This window comes from Litorimonas sp. (genome assembly GCA_029936425.1).
GTDB lineage: Bacteria > Pseudomonadota > Alphaproteobacteria > Caulobacterales > Maricaulaceae > Litorimonas.
Genome location: JAPYSU010000003.1, coordinates 94,216 through 110,909, shown reverse-complemented (window position 1 = coordinate 110,909; position 16,694 = coordinate 94,216). Strand labels below are relative to the sequence as shown.

General features: G+C 47.4%; 16 protein-coding genes. 9 read left to right on the top strand and 7 right to left on the bottom strand.

Annotation, left to right across the window (positions count from 1 at the left end; translation table 11 throughout):
• Positions 1-70: 70 nt before the first annotated feature.
• The 6 genes from ACN0IC_RS03755 to ACN0IC_RS03730 are packed head-to-tail and all read right to left on the bottom strand — an operon-like array spanning position 71 to position 5,348.
• Positions 71-478: a hypothetical protein gene (locus tag ACN0IC_RS03755; RefSeq protein WP_416877426.1), complete on the bottom strand. Its 408-nt coding sequence runs from the start codon at positions 476-478 to the stop codon at positions 71-73.
• Positions 479-517: 39 nt separating this feature from the next.
• Entirely contained in the window at positions 518-895 is a 378-nt protein-coding gene (locus ACN0IC_RS03750; protein ID WP_416877425.1) for a hypothetical protein, read from the bottom strand.
• Positions 889-1,143, bottom strand: coding sequence for a hypothetical protein (locus tag ACN0IC_RS03745; protein WP_416877424.1), 255 nt, complete (start codon positions 1,141-1,143; stop codon positions 889-891). The genes ACN0IC_RS03750 and ACN0IC_RS03745 overlap by 7 nt, the downstream gene beginning before the upstream one ends.
• The gene (locus ACN0IC_RS03740; RefSeq protein ID WP_416877423.1) at positions 1,140-3,008 is read right to left on the bottom strand and encodes a type IV secretory system conjugative DNA transfer family protein; all 1,869 of its coding nucleotides are present in this window, start codon (positions 3,006-3,008) and stop codon (positions 1,140-1,142) included. Before ACN0IC_RS03740 ends, ACN0IC_RS03745 begins: the two co-directional genes overlap by 4 nt.
• The gene (locus ACN0IC_RS03735) at positions 3,008-4,297 is read right to left on the bottom strand and encodes a hypothetical protein (protein WP_416877422.1); all 1,290 of its coding nucleotides are present in this window, start codon (positions 4,295-4,297) and stop codon (positions 3,008-3,010) included. Before ACN0IC_RS03735 ends, ACN0IC_RS03740 begins: the two co-directional genes overlap by 1 nt.
• 1 nt (position 4,298) lies before the next feature.
• Complete coding sequence (locus tag ACN0IC_RS03730) at positions 4,299-5,348, bottom strand: hypothetical protein (protein ID WP_416877421.1); 1,050 nt, start codon at positions 5,346-5,348, stop codon at positions 4,299-4,301.
• A 192-nt stretch (positions 5,349-5,540) separates the two neighbouring features.
• Between ACN0IC_RS03730 and ACN0IC_RS03725 the strand changes: the two genes are divergently transcribed.
• The 5 genes from ACN0IC_RS03725 (at position 5,541) to ACN0IC_RS03705 (ending at position 10,966) form a co-directional block, all read left to right on the top strand.
• Complete coding sequence (locus ACN0IC_RS03725; protein WP_416877420.1) at positions 5,541-6,017, top strand: hypothetical protein; 477 nt, start codon at positions 5,541-5,543, stop codon at positions 6,015-6,017.
• A 49-nt stretch (positions 6,018-6,066) separates the two neighbouring features.
• Positions 6,067-6,990, top strand: a complete 924-nt coding sequence (locus ACN0IC_RS03720; RefSeq protein ID WP_416877419.1) for a hypothetical protein — start codon at positions 6,067-6,069, stop codon at positions 6,988-6,990.
• A 23-nt stretch (positions 6,991-7,013) separates the two neighbouring features.
• Positions 7,014-8,942 carry a hypothetical protein gene (locus ACN0IC_RS03715; RefSeq protein ID WP_416877418.1) on the top strand — a complete coding sequence of 643 codons (1,929 nt, stop codon included), beginning with the start codon at positions 7,014-7,016 and terminating at the stop codon, positions 8,940-8,942.
• 677 nt (positions 8,943-9,619) lie between these two features.
• On the top strand, positions 9,620-10,060 hold the full coding sequence (locus ACN0IC_RS03710; RefSeq protein WP_416877417.1) for a hypothetical protein: 441 nt from the start codon (positions 9,620-9,622) through the stop codon (positions 10,058-10,060).
• A 120-nt stretch (positions 10,061-10,180) separates the two neighbouring features.
• A complete protein-coding gene (locus tag ACN0IC_RS03705) occupies positions 10,181-10,966 on the top strand; it encodes a hypothetical protein (RefSeq protein WP_416877416.1) in 786 nt (261 codons plus the stop codon).
• Here ACN0IC_RS03705 and ACN0IC_RS03700 read toward each other — a convergent pair.
• Positions 10,963-11,586, bottom strand: coding sequence for a hypothetical protein (locus ACN0IC_RS03700; RefSeq protein WP_416877415.1), 624 nt, complete (start codon positions 11,584-11,586; stop codon positions 10,963-10,965). The two genes, ACN0IC_RS03705 and ACN0IC_RS03700, sit on opposite strands and share 4 nt — an antisense overlap.
• Positions 11,587-11,793: 207 nt before the next feature.
• Between ACN0IC_RS03700 and ACN0IC_RS03695 the strand changes: the two genes are divergently transcribed.
• The 4 genes from ACN0IC_RS03695 to ACN0IC_RS03680 all read left to right on the top strand — a co-directional run bounded on the left by ACN0IC_RS03695 (position 11,794) and on the right by ACN0IC_RS03680 (position 16,656).
• Positions 11,794-12,381 carry a recombinase family protein gene (locus ACN0IC_RS03695; protein WP_416877414.1) on the top strand — a complete coding sequence of 196 codons (588 nt, stop codon included), beginning with the start codon at positions 11,794-11,796 and terminating at the stop codon, positions 12,379-12,381.
• A gap of 37 nt (positions 12,382-12,418) precedes the next feature.
• A complete protein-coding gene (locus ACN0IC_RS03690; protein ID WP_416877413.1) occupies positions 12,419-13,003 on the top strand; it encodes a hypothetical protein in 585 nt (194 codons plus the stop codon).
• 72 nt (positions 13,004-13,075) lie between these two features.
• A complete protein-coding gene (locus tag ACN0IC_RS03685; RefSeq protein ID WP_416877412.1) occupies positions 13,076-15,823 on the top strand; it encodes a class I SAM-dependent DNA methyltransferase in 2,748 nt (915 codons plus the stop codon).
• Positions 15,823-16,656, top strand: a complete 834-nt coding sequence (locus ACN0IC_RS03680) for a hypothetical protein (RefSeq protein WP_416877411.1) — start codon at positions 15,823-15,825, stop codon at positions 16,654-16,656. Before ACN0IC_RS03685 ends, ACN0IC_RS03680 begins: the two co-directional genes overlap by 1 nt.
• The last annotated feature ends 38 nt before the right edge of the window (positions 16,657-16,694 follow it).

Here is a 16,694-nt window from a genome sequence, read left to right as displayed (position 1 = left end):
CCATGTTAGTTAGGAACAAAATAGGAACATTGTCCTATTTTACCCCAACTGTCAATTAGAGAGACATCCGTTACATCTCGTGAGTGTGAGATTGCGTCTGGGTCTGGTTTTGCTCCTGCGTCACGCCGTTGGCCTTGGCGGCTTTGGCGCTTTGCATGACCTGATCCCGTTGGGTTTGCAGTCCGGTATCTTGCGCGGGCGTTTGATCCTGTGCGTGTAGCCTCTGAGCTTCCATGAGCAGGCCAATCTTGTGATTGGCCTCGTTAATCAGCACAGGAAGTTGGTTCATGTCCGCTTGAGTGAATGAGCGGGACTCTCTGACTTGGCCGGTTTCGCGGTCTTTATAGGTTTTGCCGAAGGAAACCGTGTAAAACGGATTGCCCTTCGTTGGTTGTTGTTCCCAGACGGCGACATTGACTGCGCCGATATTGCGCTTCCATATTGGGCTATTGATTGTGTTGGTTTGTGTGTCACTCATGATGAACTCCTTGATTTGAGTGGTGGGGTGAAACTGGTCTCACAGGCTTGGCCCGTAATAGCGGCGGGGAGCCGGATGTTTTTGCGTGTGTGTCTGTGATGTATGGGTCGGTTCAGCTTTGGGTCTATTTGCCAGAGCCGCTTCGGCTTGGGCTTTTAGCCCGTCACTGTGGGTTTGATTATGTCCTGCACTATCCCCGCCCGACTGGTCTTGCGCTTGCGCCTTATCCAAATCCTGGAGCTGGCGAGCTATAAGCGGATCACGGGCGTCATCAAATGAGCGGTGAACTTTGAGCCTATCGACAATGGCCTGAGCCTTGGGGCTAAGCCACGAGCCGTGCAAACGGTTGGCCGCACTACTCGCCGAGCCGAGGCCGCCCTGCGTCGCTGTATGAACGGTGTGAGCACGGCCTACCATAACAGCCCCTCATGTTCTCTCGTGTCGATCAACATCAGCACGGGGCAGTTATGTGATGAGAGATAGATAATCCCGTGGGAACCGAGATAGGCGCATATCGGGAATATATTATTAGGCAGACGGATATGCGGGCTTACAGGCGAGAGCATGCAGACCATGAATAAGAGCAAGAGCCAGTTCTCTAATAAAAACGCGGTATAGCGTAAGGCTTTAGCCATATACCATAAGGGCAGTTTTAGGGCGCTCACGAGGCTTTCCTTTTCTGATAGTCGGCAAGTTGCTTGCGGCGTTTGCGGGTCGCGAAAAAAGCGGAGGGCATCCACGGCGCATAACGAATAAGAAAGAGGGAAATCCGCTCACGGTAAAGCTTGTTGAAAAATGGAGATATTTCCTGCCAGCTACGTAGCGGCCAGATAGCCGCAATCGATGGCAAGCGCACCAGTGCCGGTGGTGAATTGCCTGAGAATAATATTCCGCGATTCCGCAGTTGGCGGATTTTATCGGCAGGAAGAAGCGCCTTCGCCTCTTCAGAATAGCTATAACCATCAAGGCCATTATCGCCTTTGCGCTTTCCGCTGTGATTAAGGAGCATATAAGACATCTGGCCGAGCATTTTCTCAATCATGTCTTGAGTGGAGTTTTCTCTCAAAGATGGCAGAAATAATTTGATCTGAGATTCGCTAAGTATCGATGATAAGCCGTCATCCGAGTACTGCGCGGCGAAGGCGCGGAGTGACTGGGTATAGAGCATGAGCGATATGCCGTAGGCCCGACACCAGCTTACGAAGTTCATGAGCTTTGGGAATTTAAAGTTATTGACCTCCTGCAAAATACAGGTGACGCGCTTGGACTTGTTAGGGTGGCGCACAAGCTCAATTTTAGCGTTCTCAAACAATAGCTCCATACGCTTTTCATTAGCCTCAGGGCGCGTATTGTCGGGGATGATGATAGCTATTGTGTCCTTATCGGGGGCTTTCAGTTCACCGAATGTGAAGGTGCTCTTGCATTCCTTGTCATAAGCGGTTGTCGCTTCATGCATGCTCGACATCTCGCCCAACACGCCTTGCAAAAAACTCTCAAAATATTTGGCATCCGGCTTAGTCATCAGTTCGACAACGGACGCGCCTAATCTGGATAGAAGCCTTTCATACCGCGCCATTTGATCGGGTGTATGATTGGCGGCCCATGCGCCGTCATAAATTGGGAGCCTAGCTAGTGATCCGTCCTCTTGTTTGAGGCGTCCACATGCCCATTCGGCATAAGACAGCAATCGGTCGCGGTCTTGAAGGAGCGCGACAACATCTGCGTAATTGGCGTTTGGCCCTTCGGTAATACATGTCAGATGGATGGCGAAAACGATCAGGTCACGCGAGCCGTTGCGAAAGAAAGTGTTTTCTCCGCCCTTATCCGGCTCTGGTACGATGATGTTGGCATGCTGTCTTGCATCAAGGTCGACATCAAGAATGCCGCCGGGGCGCATGAAATTCGCGGTGATGACAGCGAGGTAATTGTAGCTGTCTGAAATCTCGATCCGGTCTTCAAACTGACCGCCGAAATTCAGGATTTTGACGTCATAACCAAGCGCAATCAAAACTTTATAATATTTTACTGTGTCTTCTTCTTTGAAATCGATATGAATTTTGGAGCCGGGAATGGCCAGCAGTTGAATATCGCTATGACGCACATTTTTGCCGCTACCCGTTGTTCCGACGATTAGGCTGACAGCGACCGATTTGAGAAATATTGCGCGGCACCCAAATCCCAGAAACCCGCGCTTGAGCGTTCCCCAATAGCTGCCATGGCCAGTCTTGAATAATGAGGCTTTGAGATATTCGCCTCCAAAGTCTTTGAGCGAGGTGGCCCACCGCGCCGTGCCTTTAAGGCCGGTAACAATTCCAGCCTCAGCAAGCTCAATCTTGCTGGCCAGCTTGCGCAAGGCGAACACGCCCAGACGCGGGAGGCTGGCCATATAGCAGACAGAGGCCGTAACCTGACCCAAATCATATCCGCCTTCATAGACCGGCGGTGCAGAAAGCAGGATCGCCGTGCCAAGCGTGGCCAGAATGATGGGGCCGGAATACCCGGCCCTGTTATGTCTAGATTGTACAGCCACTATTCGGGAAAACGGCAGGCGGTTTGAGCCGCAGTATGATCAGACTGACGCAGACCGATTTGGGACAAGACTGATCGCGAGACGCCATACCATTCGATAGCTTTTCCAGCATCTTTCTTACCGACATCGACCCGGATACTGGCCTGCTGACGATTTGAACGATTATAATAGCACCATGCTGAATCATAAGCTGGGTAGGAGTCCCGGTAATACTGTACCCCAGTCATGACACTTGTCTCTGAACGTGTTGGATGTGGCACTGAGGTAAACCGTGCGAACGTGACAACGCCGTCTAAGTCATTCTGTGTTTTGAAAATTGCCTTCTCTTCTTGCAGTTCAGCAAGAGCCGCATCGAAGTCGTTGCGTGCCGCCTCCGCATCAGCTTTTGCCGCATCGCGTTCCGCTTTCAGCTTGGCGATCTCGGCGCGGTGCTCCTCGGCTTCAGTAACCGTGATGGTTTTTAGCTTGCCGGATTTATCCGCCGCGATCATCGCCGGTTCGATCTTACCGTCCAGCGGGCGCAGTTCCATAGGAGCGCAGTCGCCTTTGGCGAACGACTCGACGCACAAATTAATATCTGTGGTGAACAGCGAGAGATTTCCCCCACGCAACTTGATATAATGCCCCCAGATGCGTCCTACCTCTTGAACCTCATAGGCGTTGAGCGGTTTAGGAAGCACTGCACAGAAATGAATATCGACGCCGGTAAGATAATCGTGGTTATCTTCAAGCCCGTATGGTGATGTAAAAAGCGAACCTGTCAGGAGTGTATCGCTTGGCACCATGGCCCGCCCGCCCACATACATTGAGCTGGTCGGTTGATCGGAATTCATTTGTAGGCCAGCGCCTAAAATCAGCAGTCTGGCTGGACGATTGGAGCCAGCCCGAATAGTTCCGACAGCACGCAAGGTCGTCGGGATATCTGAGTCAAATGCCGTGTAATCGATGGTATCAAAGGCGTTCGTTTCACGAACGAATGTCTGCAATTTTGTCAGCTCAGATGCATATTTTTTGGCCTTAAACTTTTGTGACTCAAAGCGGCGCTTATCTTCGACCGAAAATGATATGACCGACTCACCAGTGGAAACATCCATGACCCGCAGGCTTTGCCCCGGCCCGGCTTGCTCAAAACCCGTAATCGCTATGCGAATGAGTTGTTTGTCGAGACCGATATTCTGTGACGGCAAGGCCAAGTAAATATCAGCGGAAGTCGTGTCCGGTGTTTGCGCTTCGGCACTATAAGCCGCGCATGGCAGAACCAGTGCCGTCGTAAGAATGAGATGTTTCATGTTAGTCTCCAGTTTCTGAGGTTGAGGGGAAATCAGGCGCATCAAACAGGCTCGCGACGGCGCGGGACTTGGCGAAGCGAATATCTGCAGGCACTGTTTCAAGCTCTGTCAGCACACGCTGGATCGCGGCCTGTTCGGCATATTTGTGAGATCGGCGTGCGTTGCGAAGCGCGGTCAGCTTTTCTTCTGCAGCGTCGAGGTCTTTACGGGCCTTGGGAATGACGACTTTATCCAAATAGGCCGCTTCCGGGTTAGGCTCGGTGCCGACATAGCGTTTGGGAAAGAGTTTCTTCTCGGCAATCGTATGCAGGCTCGGCGCGGCGCATATATCAAGAACCACTGTCCAGATCAGCAGGATCGCTGGAGATACGCCAAATGAGAATCCGCCGCTTGTTGTCTCGGCATCAAAGCCGTCAGTCAGTGAGAACTCGCCACCAATCGGGTATGCCATAAGTGCGGCTAGTATGGCCCATACAAACAAAGAGAAGATGGTCGCCAGTAGAAGCAAACGGTCAAACGCATTGCGAGCGCCGTCAGACGAGAATGTGTCCCGTATGGAGACCGCGCTTAAAACACCGGCGAACGGTGCTAGTCCAAACATGAATGCGAGCGCCGGGAAATCTCGTATGAATGCGAACTTGTCTGTCTCGGAGATTGTAACAGCCGCGACAGTCGGGATGGTTAGCATCGCCCCTGTAAGCGTTATCAAAGAGACGCTGCCCATGAACCGCTCAAATGGCGAGCGGGATTTGAATGGCGCTGTCTGATAAATCCGTATGTAATCGTGCGTTCGGGAACGCTTCTCGATCAATTCATTGAGGCGCTTGCGTTGGAGCTTGGCCAGATTTTTGGCTTCTTTGATTTCGCTTTTGGAAACGGGACGCGGATGGATTTTGCGGAATTCCGTGACCGCGGTGTTGACGCCCTTTTCAATGATCGGCTCACGGTCATCAGTATTCGCCAACTGCATTTTGAGTTGTTGAGTGATAGTCGGCGGAAGTTGGAAATGTTCCTTTATACTCCGGGTGGATTGCGGGTTGTCGCGCCTCATGATTTCCTCCTGAGAAATTTTCTTCAGGACAAACCTGAAAAACTGGACTCCCCGCACGCAAGCCCCCGCACCCCCCGCACGCCCCCCCGCACTAGCGAAAAACACACTCCTTTATGCAATAATTATAGAAATTGCGCGTCAAAGGCAGAATGTGATACTATAACTTTATTGGAACTTAAATCATGAGGGGCAATGAGTGACACAGGAGACTTTAGCGTAACTGTAATCTATCGGAAGGATTTAGATATTTTCGGAAAGAACAATTCAGGAGTAACCATCGAAGTCTGGCGAGATAAAGATGGAAACTTTGCACGTCCTTTGGATTTACCGGCGATTACGGTCTATGATTACGATAATTTTTCTAAGCTATACGAAGCATGGCCCGATCCTGATGGAAGCTTCAGCCCTAATGAATTTACCCACCCTGTAGAGATATATTACGACCCTGAAAATCCACGTATGGTTTGGTATGACGATAAAGGGCAGGTAAAAGTCACGCAAAAAATTGATCCGTCAGCTCGCCAGCTCACTTCAAATGAAGTCCGTTGGATGGCGCGTGACAGTGGATACGATTCTAGCATCACCTTACGTGGGTCAGACGATTATAACGATCCAACCGAAGCTGAGCTTAAAGCACCAAACTCTGTAATGCTCGCACTAGATCGATAATGGTTAATCTATAAATTGCTAAAAATCGTTTTCTTGCTAAAACCAACGAGTGAGCAATTTGTCATATTACAGAGAGATTGTCACAGCCTTACATGCTGTGAACAAAGGTGCGCTTGAAGAAGTTGTAGAAAACCTAGTTCGTCTTGCGACTAAGCCGGGAGCCTCCAAGCTGGATCAGGATAAATACGAATATGAAGAGCTTTCCATTTACAATATTCTTCTGACTTTAGCGCCAGATTTATCCGTCATTTACTCTGAAATCGATAAATTGCCTTCGATAGGAAATATCATCCAGAATTTGGGATATCGAAAAACAGACAAAAAGACCTTGCGCGGTGTCAAGTCTTGGCTCCCACCCATGTTAGGATGGTATTATTATAGGTCTCGAGAGAAAGCTAAAGAATGGCACCTCAAATACGAGTCATCGCATAAAAAAAAGAAATTCTTAGCACCAACACCTACGCATGATTTCAAAAGCACTCAGGAGGCAAAAAGATACGCCCTACAGCAAATCAATGGAGAGCTTCAAAGTTCTATAATCGATGAAGTTAAAAACCAACTTGGGCTAGAGATCCCTGAACGCGAGGAGCATAAGATCTGGACGTCTGTCGAGATGAAGTTCTCTCAAGAAAATACGTCTTTCGTAGGACGTAAGGCAGAATTCAAAGAACTTAACGAGTTCCTTGATGATGAACGCGCGTTTCTCTGGTGGCAAATATCGGGAGATGCGGGAGCCGGAAAAAGTCGATTGGCTTTGAAAGTTGTGAAAGAGCGCTCGAAGTACGGCTGGGAGGCCGGATTTTTACCGTTTCTTGATGATGCAAGTATTCAGAAATTCTCGAAAGCAAATATCGATACGCCCACTCTAATCGTAATAGATGCTTCTGAGGTATCTCTATCCGCAGGAAACCTACAGGCATTTTTTTCAACTTACGGCACAATACGACCATTACTGAAAAAATTAGAGTTCTAATAGTTGATCGAATTTCATTCAATTTGAGTCACCAACGCCACGCTCTTTCTTTAGCTCCTTCATGGGAAAAACACTTAAAAGAAAGCAAATCAGGCGTATCTAAGACGGCTTGGAAAGAAAAGGCTTTAGAACTTAATGAATTGCAGAGTGATGAATATTTTGAAATTTGTTTATCATGGGCGAAAGCCAAACACGGTATAGATTTTGATTTCTCAGAATGGCAATCAGCCAACTTAGAGGTTGGCAGATCGCAAAACAACATTTTACGTCAAGGCAACACCGAGTTTCAAACGCCTTTAGGCGCAATTTTAGTCACCGAAACAGTACTTAATGAAGCAGTTTCGGGGAACACGAAGAACATATCACGACTGTATGAGCTGCTAGGAAAAACACTAGATTTCGAATCTAATTTAATGTTTGAGTCCACATCTGAACATTTCGAGTTGAATGCTTTAAGATGTGGAAATGACAACCACCATAAATTAACAGCGTTAATTAATATCATAGGCAAAAGCAACGCCCTAGACTTGGCAAAACAAGAGACCGAATTTCGAGATTTTCAGCGAGATGACTATCTGATCGTAATGAAGCTAAATGGGTTTTCGGAATCAATACCACACCAGATCAACAAAATTAGGCTTCGCAACAGGCAGCCTGATATTATTGCTGAATATCAAACGCTTAGATGGTTGCAGTATAAAATGGATAGCTCAACTTCAGCTGAAGAATGGGGTGAATTTCGTGATAGCTTTATGTCTCTTTGTTGGGCTTTAGAGCCTATTAAAACCAATGATTTTTTGGAGCGCACGTCAAAGATATTCTCTGATATTCCAGTGTATTCAGAATTATTGTTGGTGTCTCCTATCAATCAAAATGCATTCCTACTTTGGCTTGGCCTCGCATCGACACGAACCTCAATAATACCTGCTTCGTACAGTGAAAAAATTTGCTCCAAAATCGAAAAGCTGATTTCAACTGATACCGTGAGTGATCCGTCAATAAAAACTTTAGCTCTAAAAAATGCATATTTTGGAACGTCAAGTGCACACAATTCTCAATCAAAACCTGAAAAAGGAAAGTCCTTTTTTGAAACCGCCAAACAAATAATTTGTCCTATCAAAGACGGCACTTCCTACTTTTATGCTACAAATTCCATGTTGCTGATTTCGGCTAATGATCACGAAACTGTAGAAGTGCAAGATTACTATAATGAGCTAACTAGTATCTCAGATATTGACACTAGTATTTATGAAGTTAAAAACTCAATTTTGCTTGCACAGCTCGCTCTTTCTAGCGCATATGCGCTAGATAATGAAAGACATCGAGCTGATAAATATTTTCGTTTGGCCGCTGAAAACTTCAAAAATATCGGGGCCAAAAACATAGCCCCGGCGATCATGAGAAGAAAAGCCCGCACGCTTTATTCACTGGCATATATTCACGCTTTTGAAAACCTACCGATTACCGCAACCAAGTATTATACTAGGGCTGAGAACATTTGGAGTGCCGATCTTGATATCGCAAATACTGCGTTTGAAAGACTTTGCGCTTTGTATGCCTTAGTCCATCATTATGCAATGAACGACGAGTTAGAGACTGCTCAAGAATATTTATCACTTGCTCAAAGCACCGAGAAAATGCTTCCGCACAAAATAATCCTTGGTGTTAAACCACTCGCTGTCTACGCTCTAGCTAATGCGTTTGCAAAAAACGCCGATTATTCCAAATTTCGTGAGTACTATCTTGTAGCATCTAATCACGAAATGCATTTCTCTGAACACTGTGCTGATTACTTTACATTTGCGAACATGAATCTCTTCAATTCTGCAATTATAGATTCAAACCGCGAAGAGATGGCAACTGCGCTCGACAACATCATTAAATGCCGAGATGTATATGACAATGCATATGCTAAAGCCTTTCTGGAGGAATATAAACGCTACGTAACTTAATAGCAGCATCTATTTTGAAAGAAGTGCAACGGAACATTTGCTTAGAGAATTTATATACACACCGATTGACGAAAAACCGTTAGTAACTTCTGGATAAAAAATTCGGGTTTGATTATCTATTCAGAGGTACAAAATGAACACAGCGGAGCAGTGCAAAATGAACACAGCGGAGCAGTGCCAGCTGTGCGTAACGTAGTTACGCAGCTTCTCTCGAATGCTTCGCACCCTCGGCTAGGGAAACCCGCTGCGCGTTTCCCGTAGCAACCCATTCGGCACTTTGGCACAAATCCTAGACTCTGATCAGATCTGAAGTCTCAGATTATCGGGCCTGTTTTTGTGCCAATCAGACGTATCGCCGTCATACTCACTCGTCAGAGCTTTCGCGCTCCAACACCATCAATGCTGTCCGCAAGATGAAAGGGCTATCGCGCCCCTATCAAACCACTCGCCGGATATGGAGAATGACCTCTCCTCCGGCCCCAAACCATGTCTGAACGCCGTGCCGCGCTCAACCGGCAGTCAATAGCCTCCAAGCTCTTAACAATCATGGCCAACCGTTGCGCCCGATTGGATGCGCGCCAGTGTTTCGCCACTGGAGACGAGATATGCACATCTAGGGTGTCGCTATCATTGTGATGTTCTTGACCATGCATGGCGCTTCTATGCTCAAATAAAGCATGAGCCGCATAACCCTCACCGTCGATATGATTGACCGCCTGAATGCCATGTTCGACCGGAAGGGCATTGGTGCCGTTCATCTGCTCAATCAGGCAAAGAAACGCCCTGACAAGCTTACATCCTCATACATCCACAATTGGCGTAGCGGCGCGGTGAAGTCGGCTCGTAAAGATCATTGGGAATTTGTTATAAATGCGCTTCAATCTTACGAGCCAAGACAGCCCATCTCACAGGAAAAAATTGATGCGCTCAAAGCCGAAATCAAACGCACAGGCTATGGCAATAAGGCTCTGCTCAACTATCTCTCACCCATACCGTCAGATTTAACCCCCATGCGTCTGTGCAAGCTACTGAACGGTCATTTGAAGTATTTCGATGATGACCAATACGACATGATTATGAAGGGCCTGCGAGGTCTTCCGGCCACACCGAATAAATAGATCACATTTTAGCTAAGTTTTAGATAATCCTAACGAAACGTTAAGCGATTATGTAATATAATAACTATGAAATCGGGCAATAGACCCGAAACGTGTGAATTACATTAGGGTGTGGGGCAAATGGCTTTAGAAAGGCCTTCAGCAGAAACTATGAAGCTAGCGGCGGATAACTTTCCGCCCTCTTCTGATGCGGGAATCGTTGATACCTTTTCCGTGTTTGGCGCGCGTGATCCCCAAGAGGCTCTTAAAGAGCGCCTGCAGGCCGAGCAGAAAGCTGAAATCGCACACAATGCAGGGATGCAGGTCGGAACAGCGCTCAATGAAGGTATTATTCTTGATGATGCCGGCGCGCGTCGCACAATTCAACAAACTGAACAGGAACGACAAAAGCGTGCTAAAGAAAGCGTTTCGTTACATGAAACTCTTGAATCGCTTAGAGACTACGAGAAAGGTCTAGCCGATAAACACGGTGAGCACTTTGCTGAAAACCTGCTTTCCGATCTAAACCAAGACGGTCTTATCGAAGACGACGATTACAAGCGTATCATGTCAATCGAAGATCAAGAGCAGCGCCGCGTTGCGATTGCGGCGGCTATACAGGACGGATTGGACTCTGGGCGTATCCAGCCGGAAGATTTAAAAGACCATCCGTGGGCACAAGATTGGTTGCGTCGACATGAGGAAGTGGCTGTTAAGCGTGAATTAGAGGCTAAGGCTGCTCTTGAAGGTGATTATGAGCCAGATCAGGTGATGGAGTCATCAAAATATGCCAGTTTGACGATTGAAAGCGATAGCCAAGAAAACAATGCCGATAAAATTGACAAAGATGTAGTTGTCGATGGGGACAAGGTTCAAAAAGTAGAAAACACCGGATTTTCATTCGGTGGTGGGTCTATGAACCTTTAAGGGCTTGGATCATTTCCTGAAATTGAAGCGCTCGTTAAAAGCACTTTTCCGGTTTTTGCCTCAGCTACCATTGATCGCAAACGATCGGCGTCACGTATCTCTTCTAAATTAAAACGAACATCACGTTGCTCTATATCCATCCAAGAAGAGCCATTCACTAGGAAATCAATACCCGTTCCATTTTTACCATAGCTTGTCTGAACAAAACATTCTGCCTCAACCCCAGCTGTTGCGAGGGTTCTTACAAGCCATGTTCCAACTTCTTCTGGTGTGTTGTCGCCTAAATCTTGTCCGGGGAATACTGCGATACCTATTTTACCGGGGTTTTGATCCGAGTAATCCCAAGCGCTCGACCCAGCATTCATAATGCGGCCAACAGAATTTTGACGAAGTGGAGCGCATTCAGTTGTTTGTGACCAAGAGGCGGGTTGAGCTGTCGGTTGTTGAGCGGTGGCCGTCATTGGTGAAAGTACCAACGCGCCCGCCATCGCCGCACCGACGAATTTGCCTGTAAGGGGGAGTTTGAAACGGTTTGCGCGCTGATCGCCCGCGCTTGAGCTAGAGTTTCTTGCTATCAAATATTTATGTGGCGGCAATTCGACCCCGCCAAAGTCACACATAATATACGCGGGATTGTGGATATTTGCAAGTTTTTGCAGATCCCGCCTTGCGAAAAAACCGTTAAAAAACGATGGTTTAATGATAACGCAACACTGGAGATTACGGAAACCTCTAACACACTGGAATCCTTGATTTTCGAGCTTTTGAGGAGCGAAAAATGACGATTTTCAGAAATCCATCGTTTCTTGAAAAACAAGGGGAAAGCCGTGGAAGGAGCATTCACTAACGGTTACAGCGCAGGACAGCGATACGGATATGCGCGTGTTTCAAAGCGCTCACAGAACGAAGCACGCCAGCTTGAGGCTTTGCGTGAGAAATGTGACGTGGTGCGGGTGGAAAAGGCCTCGGCAGTGAAGGCACGACCTGTTTTTGATCAACTGCTGGCTGACCTAAGGGCTAGAGACACTCTGGTTATTCTTGACCTTGATCGGGCGTTCAGGAGCGTTCTGCAGGCTATACAAACGGCGACGCTATTACGGGAGCGTGAGATCAACCTCGTTATCTTGAATGCGGGCATCGACACATCGAACGAGTTCGGCGAAGTCGTGTTCGGTATACTGGCTTTGCTAGCGGATTTCGAGCGCAAGGTCATCGTGCGGCGCACTAAGGAAGGACTGGCCGCGGCCCGCAAGCGCGGTGTGCGGCTGGGGCGCCCTTATGCGCTGAGTGACGCGCAAATCCGGCGAGCGCATCACCGTATAAGTTCGGGGCAAGCTCCCGCCTACAAGGTAGCCGCACGGCTAGACGTATCTCCTGCAACGCTCGTCAGCGGTTTTACACGACTGGGGTTGTAACTTATACACTTTCAAGTTGCTTGTGCTGGAGGGTGTTGTGAGCGCTAGAGAAGGATTTCCCATTCGATCAAAATTAGAAATACTGATCGCCAAAACATGGTGGGTTGTACGTTATATACTCAATTTATTCGTTGCTGTATTTACTTGCTTTCTTCTAACGCTCTCTATTTCCCGCTTGCTGAACATAGACTTGGTTAACTGGGAAGGATTTCTGGGTTGGGTACTGGAAAACTTTGGGGAAAACATAGCTGACTTTGTTGCATGGCTTATAGAAGTTATCAAAACTGGCTATTTGGTAGTCCTCAATTTAATCACTATCTACTTGATTGTGGGTGCTCTAATGCGGCTTTCGGTTCGCAATATCGGTCTCCATCTCGAAGGCGTGAAGATTTGGAGGCCGACTTTCAAAGAAAAAGACTTTATTACACCGGAGCAACTAAGGGACGATAAAAGGCAGGAGCTTAAAGAAGCAAAGCGTCACTATTTTTTATGGCCAGAACGACTTCGGATTGACTGGAAGGAACGACATTATTCACTTAGCCCATTACGGATGCTCTGCTTCAGCTTACTGACCTTGGCATTATTCGTCTTGATATTCACAGGCATCACGCCCCTGCGCTAAACAAGTTGTTTTTCGATGTCACAAACGGCACGATAGAGTGGCAAAATTTAATGAATCATTTAGTCAGTTGCTATGAACCCTATTGAGATCGAGGAACAATTATCCAAACTAGCAGGCGAGCCATTCGACGCTGCTGAGTTCCCGTTTCAATTCCTCGAATGCTTTGGCAACAAGCCAACCAATATCAAGTCCCTGCGTAAGGGCAAAACCAACAAGACCGACATAGACGATGGCGTTCTACAGCGCTTGAACATCCACATGCTCATGGTCGATGCGGGCGGCGTTGACGGGGCGATGGACGCGCTTCGAGCCAGCAAGGCAACGACAAAAAACAAAGCCAAATTCATCTTTGCCACGGATGGTGAAACCGTGGCTAGCGAGAACCTGAACACAGGCGATCACTTGGCTTGTGACTTTGACAAGCTGGGTGAGAACTTCACCTTCTTCCTTCCGCTTGCGGGCATATACTTCACGGCTGAGATCAAAAATCAGGACGTGGATATCAAGGCGACGGCTCGCCTGAATAAGCTCTATATGGAGCTACTGAAAGAGAATCCCGACTGGACAACACCGGAACGCCGCCACGATCTGAACCAGTTTATGGCGCGGCTGATTTTTTGTTTCTTCGCTGAAGACACGGACATTTTCCTCGGCAATGACCTTTTCACGACCACTATCAAACAGATGAGCGACTCTCGCTCAGGCAATGTGACTGAAGTGGTCGCGGCCCTGTTTGACGCGATGGACACGCCGATTGAGAAACGCGATCCAGTGGTTATCCGACCATGGGCGAATGCGTTTCCTTACGTTAATGGTGGTCTGTTCGGTGGCAATAAGGACGTGCCGAAATTCTCCCGCATTGCCCGGTCTTATATGATCGCGGCGGGAGAATTGAACTGGTCGAAGATCAATCCTGATATTTTCGGTTCAATGATCCAAGCGGTCGCCGATGATGATGAGCGCGGCTCGCTCGGCATGCACTACACCTCGGTCCCGAATATCCTCAAAGTTTTGAACCCGCTCTTTATTGATGATTTGCGGGAGAAGTTGGAAGATGCAAGCAACAATAAGCGCAAGCTGCTCAACCTGCGCAAACGCATCGCGAATATCCGCATTTTTGACCCGGCCTGTGGATCGGGGAATTTTTTGGTCATTGCCTATAAAGAGTTGCGCAAGATTGAGGCGGAAATTCTTGATCGTCGCGGCGATGAAAACCGTAACACTGTTATCAGCCTTGAGAACTTTTACGGCATTGAGATCAAAGATTTTGCCGCGCAAATCGCGCAGATCGCGCTCTTGATTGCCGAGTTCCAATGCGACGTGCTCTACATCAATCAGGTGCAAGCCTGTAAGAACATGCTGCCGCTGGATAAGGCCAATAACATCGTCATCGGCAATGCATTACGCCTTGATTGGTTAGAAGTCTGCCCACCAACCGCTCCCGTAGATGTCGTGAAAGATGCGGACGATGACCTTTTCGACACACCGTTGGAGCAAACTGAAATCAATCTGGATGAGGATAATCTGGGTGGGGAGACGTATATTTGTGGGAATCCTCCTTATAAAGGAGCAAGGAAGCAAGATAAAATAGAAAAACATGATCTGGAACTAGCGTTCAAGGGTCACAAAGATTTCAAAGATGCAGACTATGTAACTGGCTGGTTTCTAAAGTCTTCGAATTATTGCAACCAAACGGGCGCTATATTCACATTAGTTTCGACTAGCTCTGTCTGCCAAGGTGAGCAGGTGCAGTTTGTATGGCCGCGAATTTGGAAGAATGACCAAGAAATTTACTTCGCTTATACACCATTCCAATGGAAGAATAATGCAGCGAATAATGCAGGTGTGTATGTAGTGATACTTGGAATCCGGAATAGGACTTCCGCCCCTAAGATTCTTTTTGATGAACTTCAGAAAAGATTCGTAAGCAATATATCTCCATATCTAACGGATGGAGAAGATATTGTTGTTCAAACGGCCAAACGCCCTGTTTCGCCTGAACTCTCCAAAATGATTATGGGAAACATGGCGCGAGATGATGGCAACTTAATTCTTTCCCCTGAAGAACGAAACGCAATCATCCGAAAGCACCCCGTGGCCGATAAATTTATTACCCCCCTTATTGGAACAAAGGAATTGGTTGGCGGCACGCTGCGCTACGCACTTCATCTGACTGTGGGAGAAGAAGCTGAGTGGTCGAGGATACCTCCAATAAAAACAAGAGTTGACGCAGTTGAGAACTTTCGGAAGGCTTCGAAGGCAAAAACCACTAATGGATATGCGAGCGTACCGTACAGATTTGCGCAGTATTGCCACGAAGATAAACGAGCCCTTATATTACCTTCTGTAACTCCTGAAGAAAGAACCCACGTAACGCCATTGCTATTAGCGAGAGGCACAATGGTCACTAATCTGGCGTACGTATTATATGACTTTGACCTTGAACTTTTTGCGGTTTTGGCATCGCGGTTACATATCGTATGGGTGAGGTCAGTATCCGGTCGACATGGATCAGGCGTAAGATACACACCCACGATTAGTTATCATACTTTCCCTGTCCCAAAGATAAGTGCGCAAGATAAAGCTACATTGAGGGAATGTGCAGCAGACATTATGCTCGCTCGCGCTGCGCATTTCCCCAAAACCATTGCTGAGCTATACAAACCTGAAGACATGCCGGACGATCTTCGCGCCGCGCATGAACGTAATGATGAAACGCTGGAGCGCATCTATATTGGCCGCCGCTTCAAAACCGATACCGAGCGCCTCGAAACCCTGTTTGATCTGTATACCAAGATGACGAAACGGAAGGCGGCTTAATGAGTAGCCTCACCGACATTGAAAAGCGTTATTTTGAGAAGCTGCTAGATATGGGCGGCGGTTATGTGCTCGACTATACCGATGCAAGCTTCGGCGAGTTCTTTCGACGTCACAAGGTCGATATACACAGTCCTAAATACCAAACCATCGGGACTTCTAAGGCCAAGAAACTTAGGTCATTTTGGGAGCAAGAGTCGGATAAACTTGTCGCAGAAGTGCTCAGCGAAATGGTCGCCTCATATCAAGCGAGCTGTGAGCTAGACGGAAAGGTGTTGGATAAAGTTGCTCTCAGTAGGTCGAAAGAGATCATAGCTCGTTTGAGTGGAAAGGCTACTCCGCCAATAGCAGCAAACACTGAAAATGAATTTCTTGATCGTGAATTTTCTATTCCCAATATTGAGCAACTGCCGGTTGAGCCATCAGTAGTTCCAATAATAAAAGAACGCTTACAGGAGGCAAGGACCACATTAAAGTCTGGAGCAAACCTTTCTGTTATATTCCTTTGCGGAAGTGTCCTTGAGGGTGTTTTGTTAGGCGCCGCTCAACGGCAGCCAGCGGCTTTTAATAAAGCTTCAGCAAGCCCGAAAAAACGAGACGGTTCAGTCAGAAATTTTCAAGACTGGACTCTCGCCAATCTCATAGATGTTTCTTGTGAAATTGGTCTTCTCAAGCCAGACGTTAAAAAATTTAGTCACGGCCTTCGAGATTTCAGAAATTACATTCATCCTTATCAACAAATGGCGTCTGGATTCGCGCCAGACAAACATACCGCCAAAGTTTGTTTTCAAGTGTTGAAAGCAGCGCTTGCAAGCGTCGCAGGAGAGCGAGGATGAAAGTAAATGACCAAATACAAACTCTAAAGAAAGAGAGC

Excerpts from the sequence above, each read along its gene's own strand:
- ACN0IC_RS03680 (WP_416877411.1), top strand. The coding sequence starts at position 15,823 with ATGAGTAGCCTCACCGACATTGAAAAGCGTTATTTTGAGAAGCTGCTA.
- ACN0IC_RS03755 (WP_416877426.1), bottom strand. The coding sequence starts at position 478 with ATGAGTGACACACAAACCAACACAATCAATAGCCCAATATGGAAGCGC.
- ACN0IC_RS03700 (WP_416877415.1), bottom strand. The coding sequence starts at position 11,586 with ATGTGTGACTTTGGCGGGGTCGAATTGCCGCCACATAAATATTTGATA.
- ACN0IC_RS03705 (WP_416877416.1), top strand. The coding sequence starts at position 10,181 with ATGGCTTTAGAAAGGCCTTCAGCAGAAACTATGAAGCTAGCGGCGGAT.
- ACN0IC_RS03725 (WP_416877420.1), top strand. The coding sequence starts at position 5,541 with ATGAGTGACACAGGAGACTTTAGCGTAACTGTAATCTATCGGAAGGAT.
- ACN0IC_RS03730 (WP_416877421.1), bottom strand. The coding sequence starts at position 5,348 with ATGAGGCGCGACAACCCGCAATCCACCCGGAGTATAAAGGAACATTTC.
- ACN0IC_RS03685 (WP_416877412.1), top strand. The coding sequence starts at position 13,076 with ATGAACCCTATTGAGATCGAGGAACAATTATCCAAACTAGCAGGCGAG.
- ACN0IC_RS03710 (WP_416877417.1), top strand. The coding sequence starts at position 9,620 with ATGAGCCGCATAACCCTCACCGTCGATATGATTGACCGCCTGAATGCC.
- ACN0IC_RS03750 (WP_416877425.1), bottom strand. The coding sequence starts at position 895 with ATGGTAGGCCGTGCTCACACCGTTCATACAGCGACGCAGGGCGGCCTC.
- ACN0IC_RS03735 (WP_416877422.1), bottom strand. The coding sequence starts at position 4,297 with ATGAAACATCTCATTCTTACGACGGCACTGGTTCTGCCATGCGCGGCT.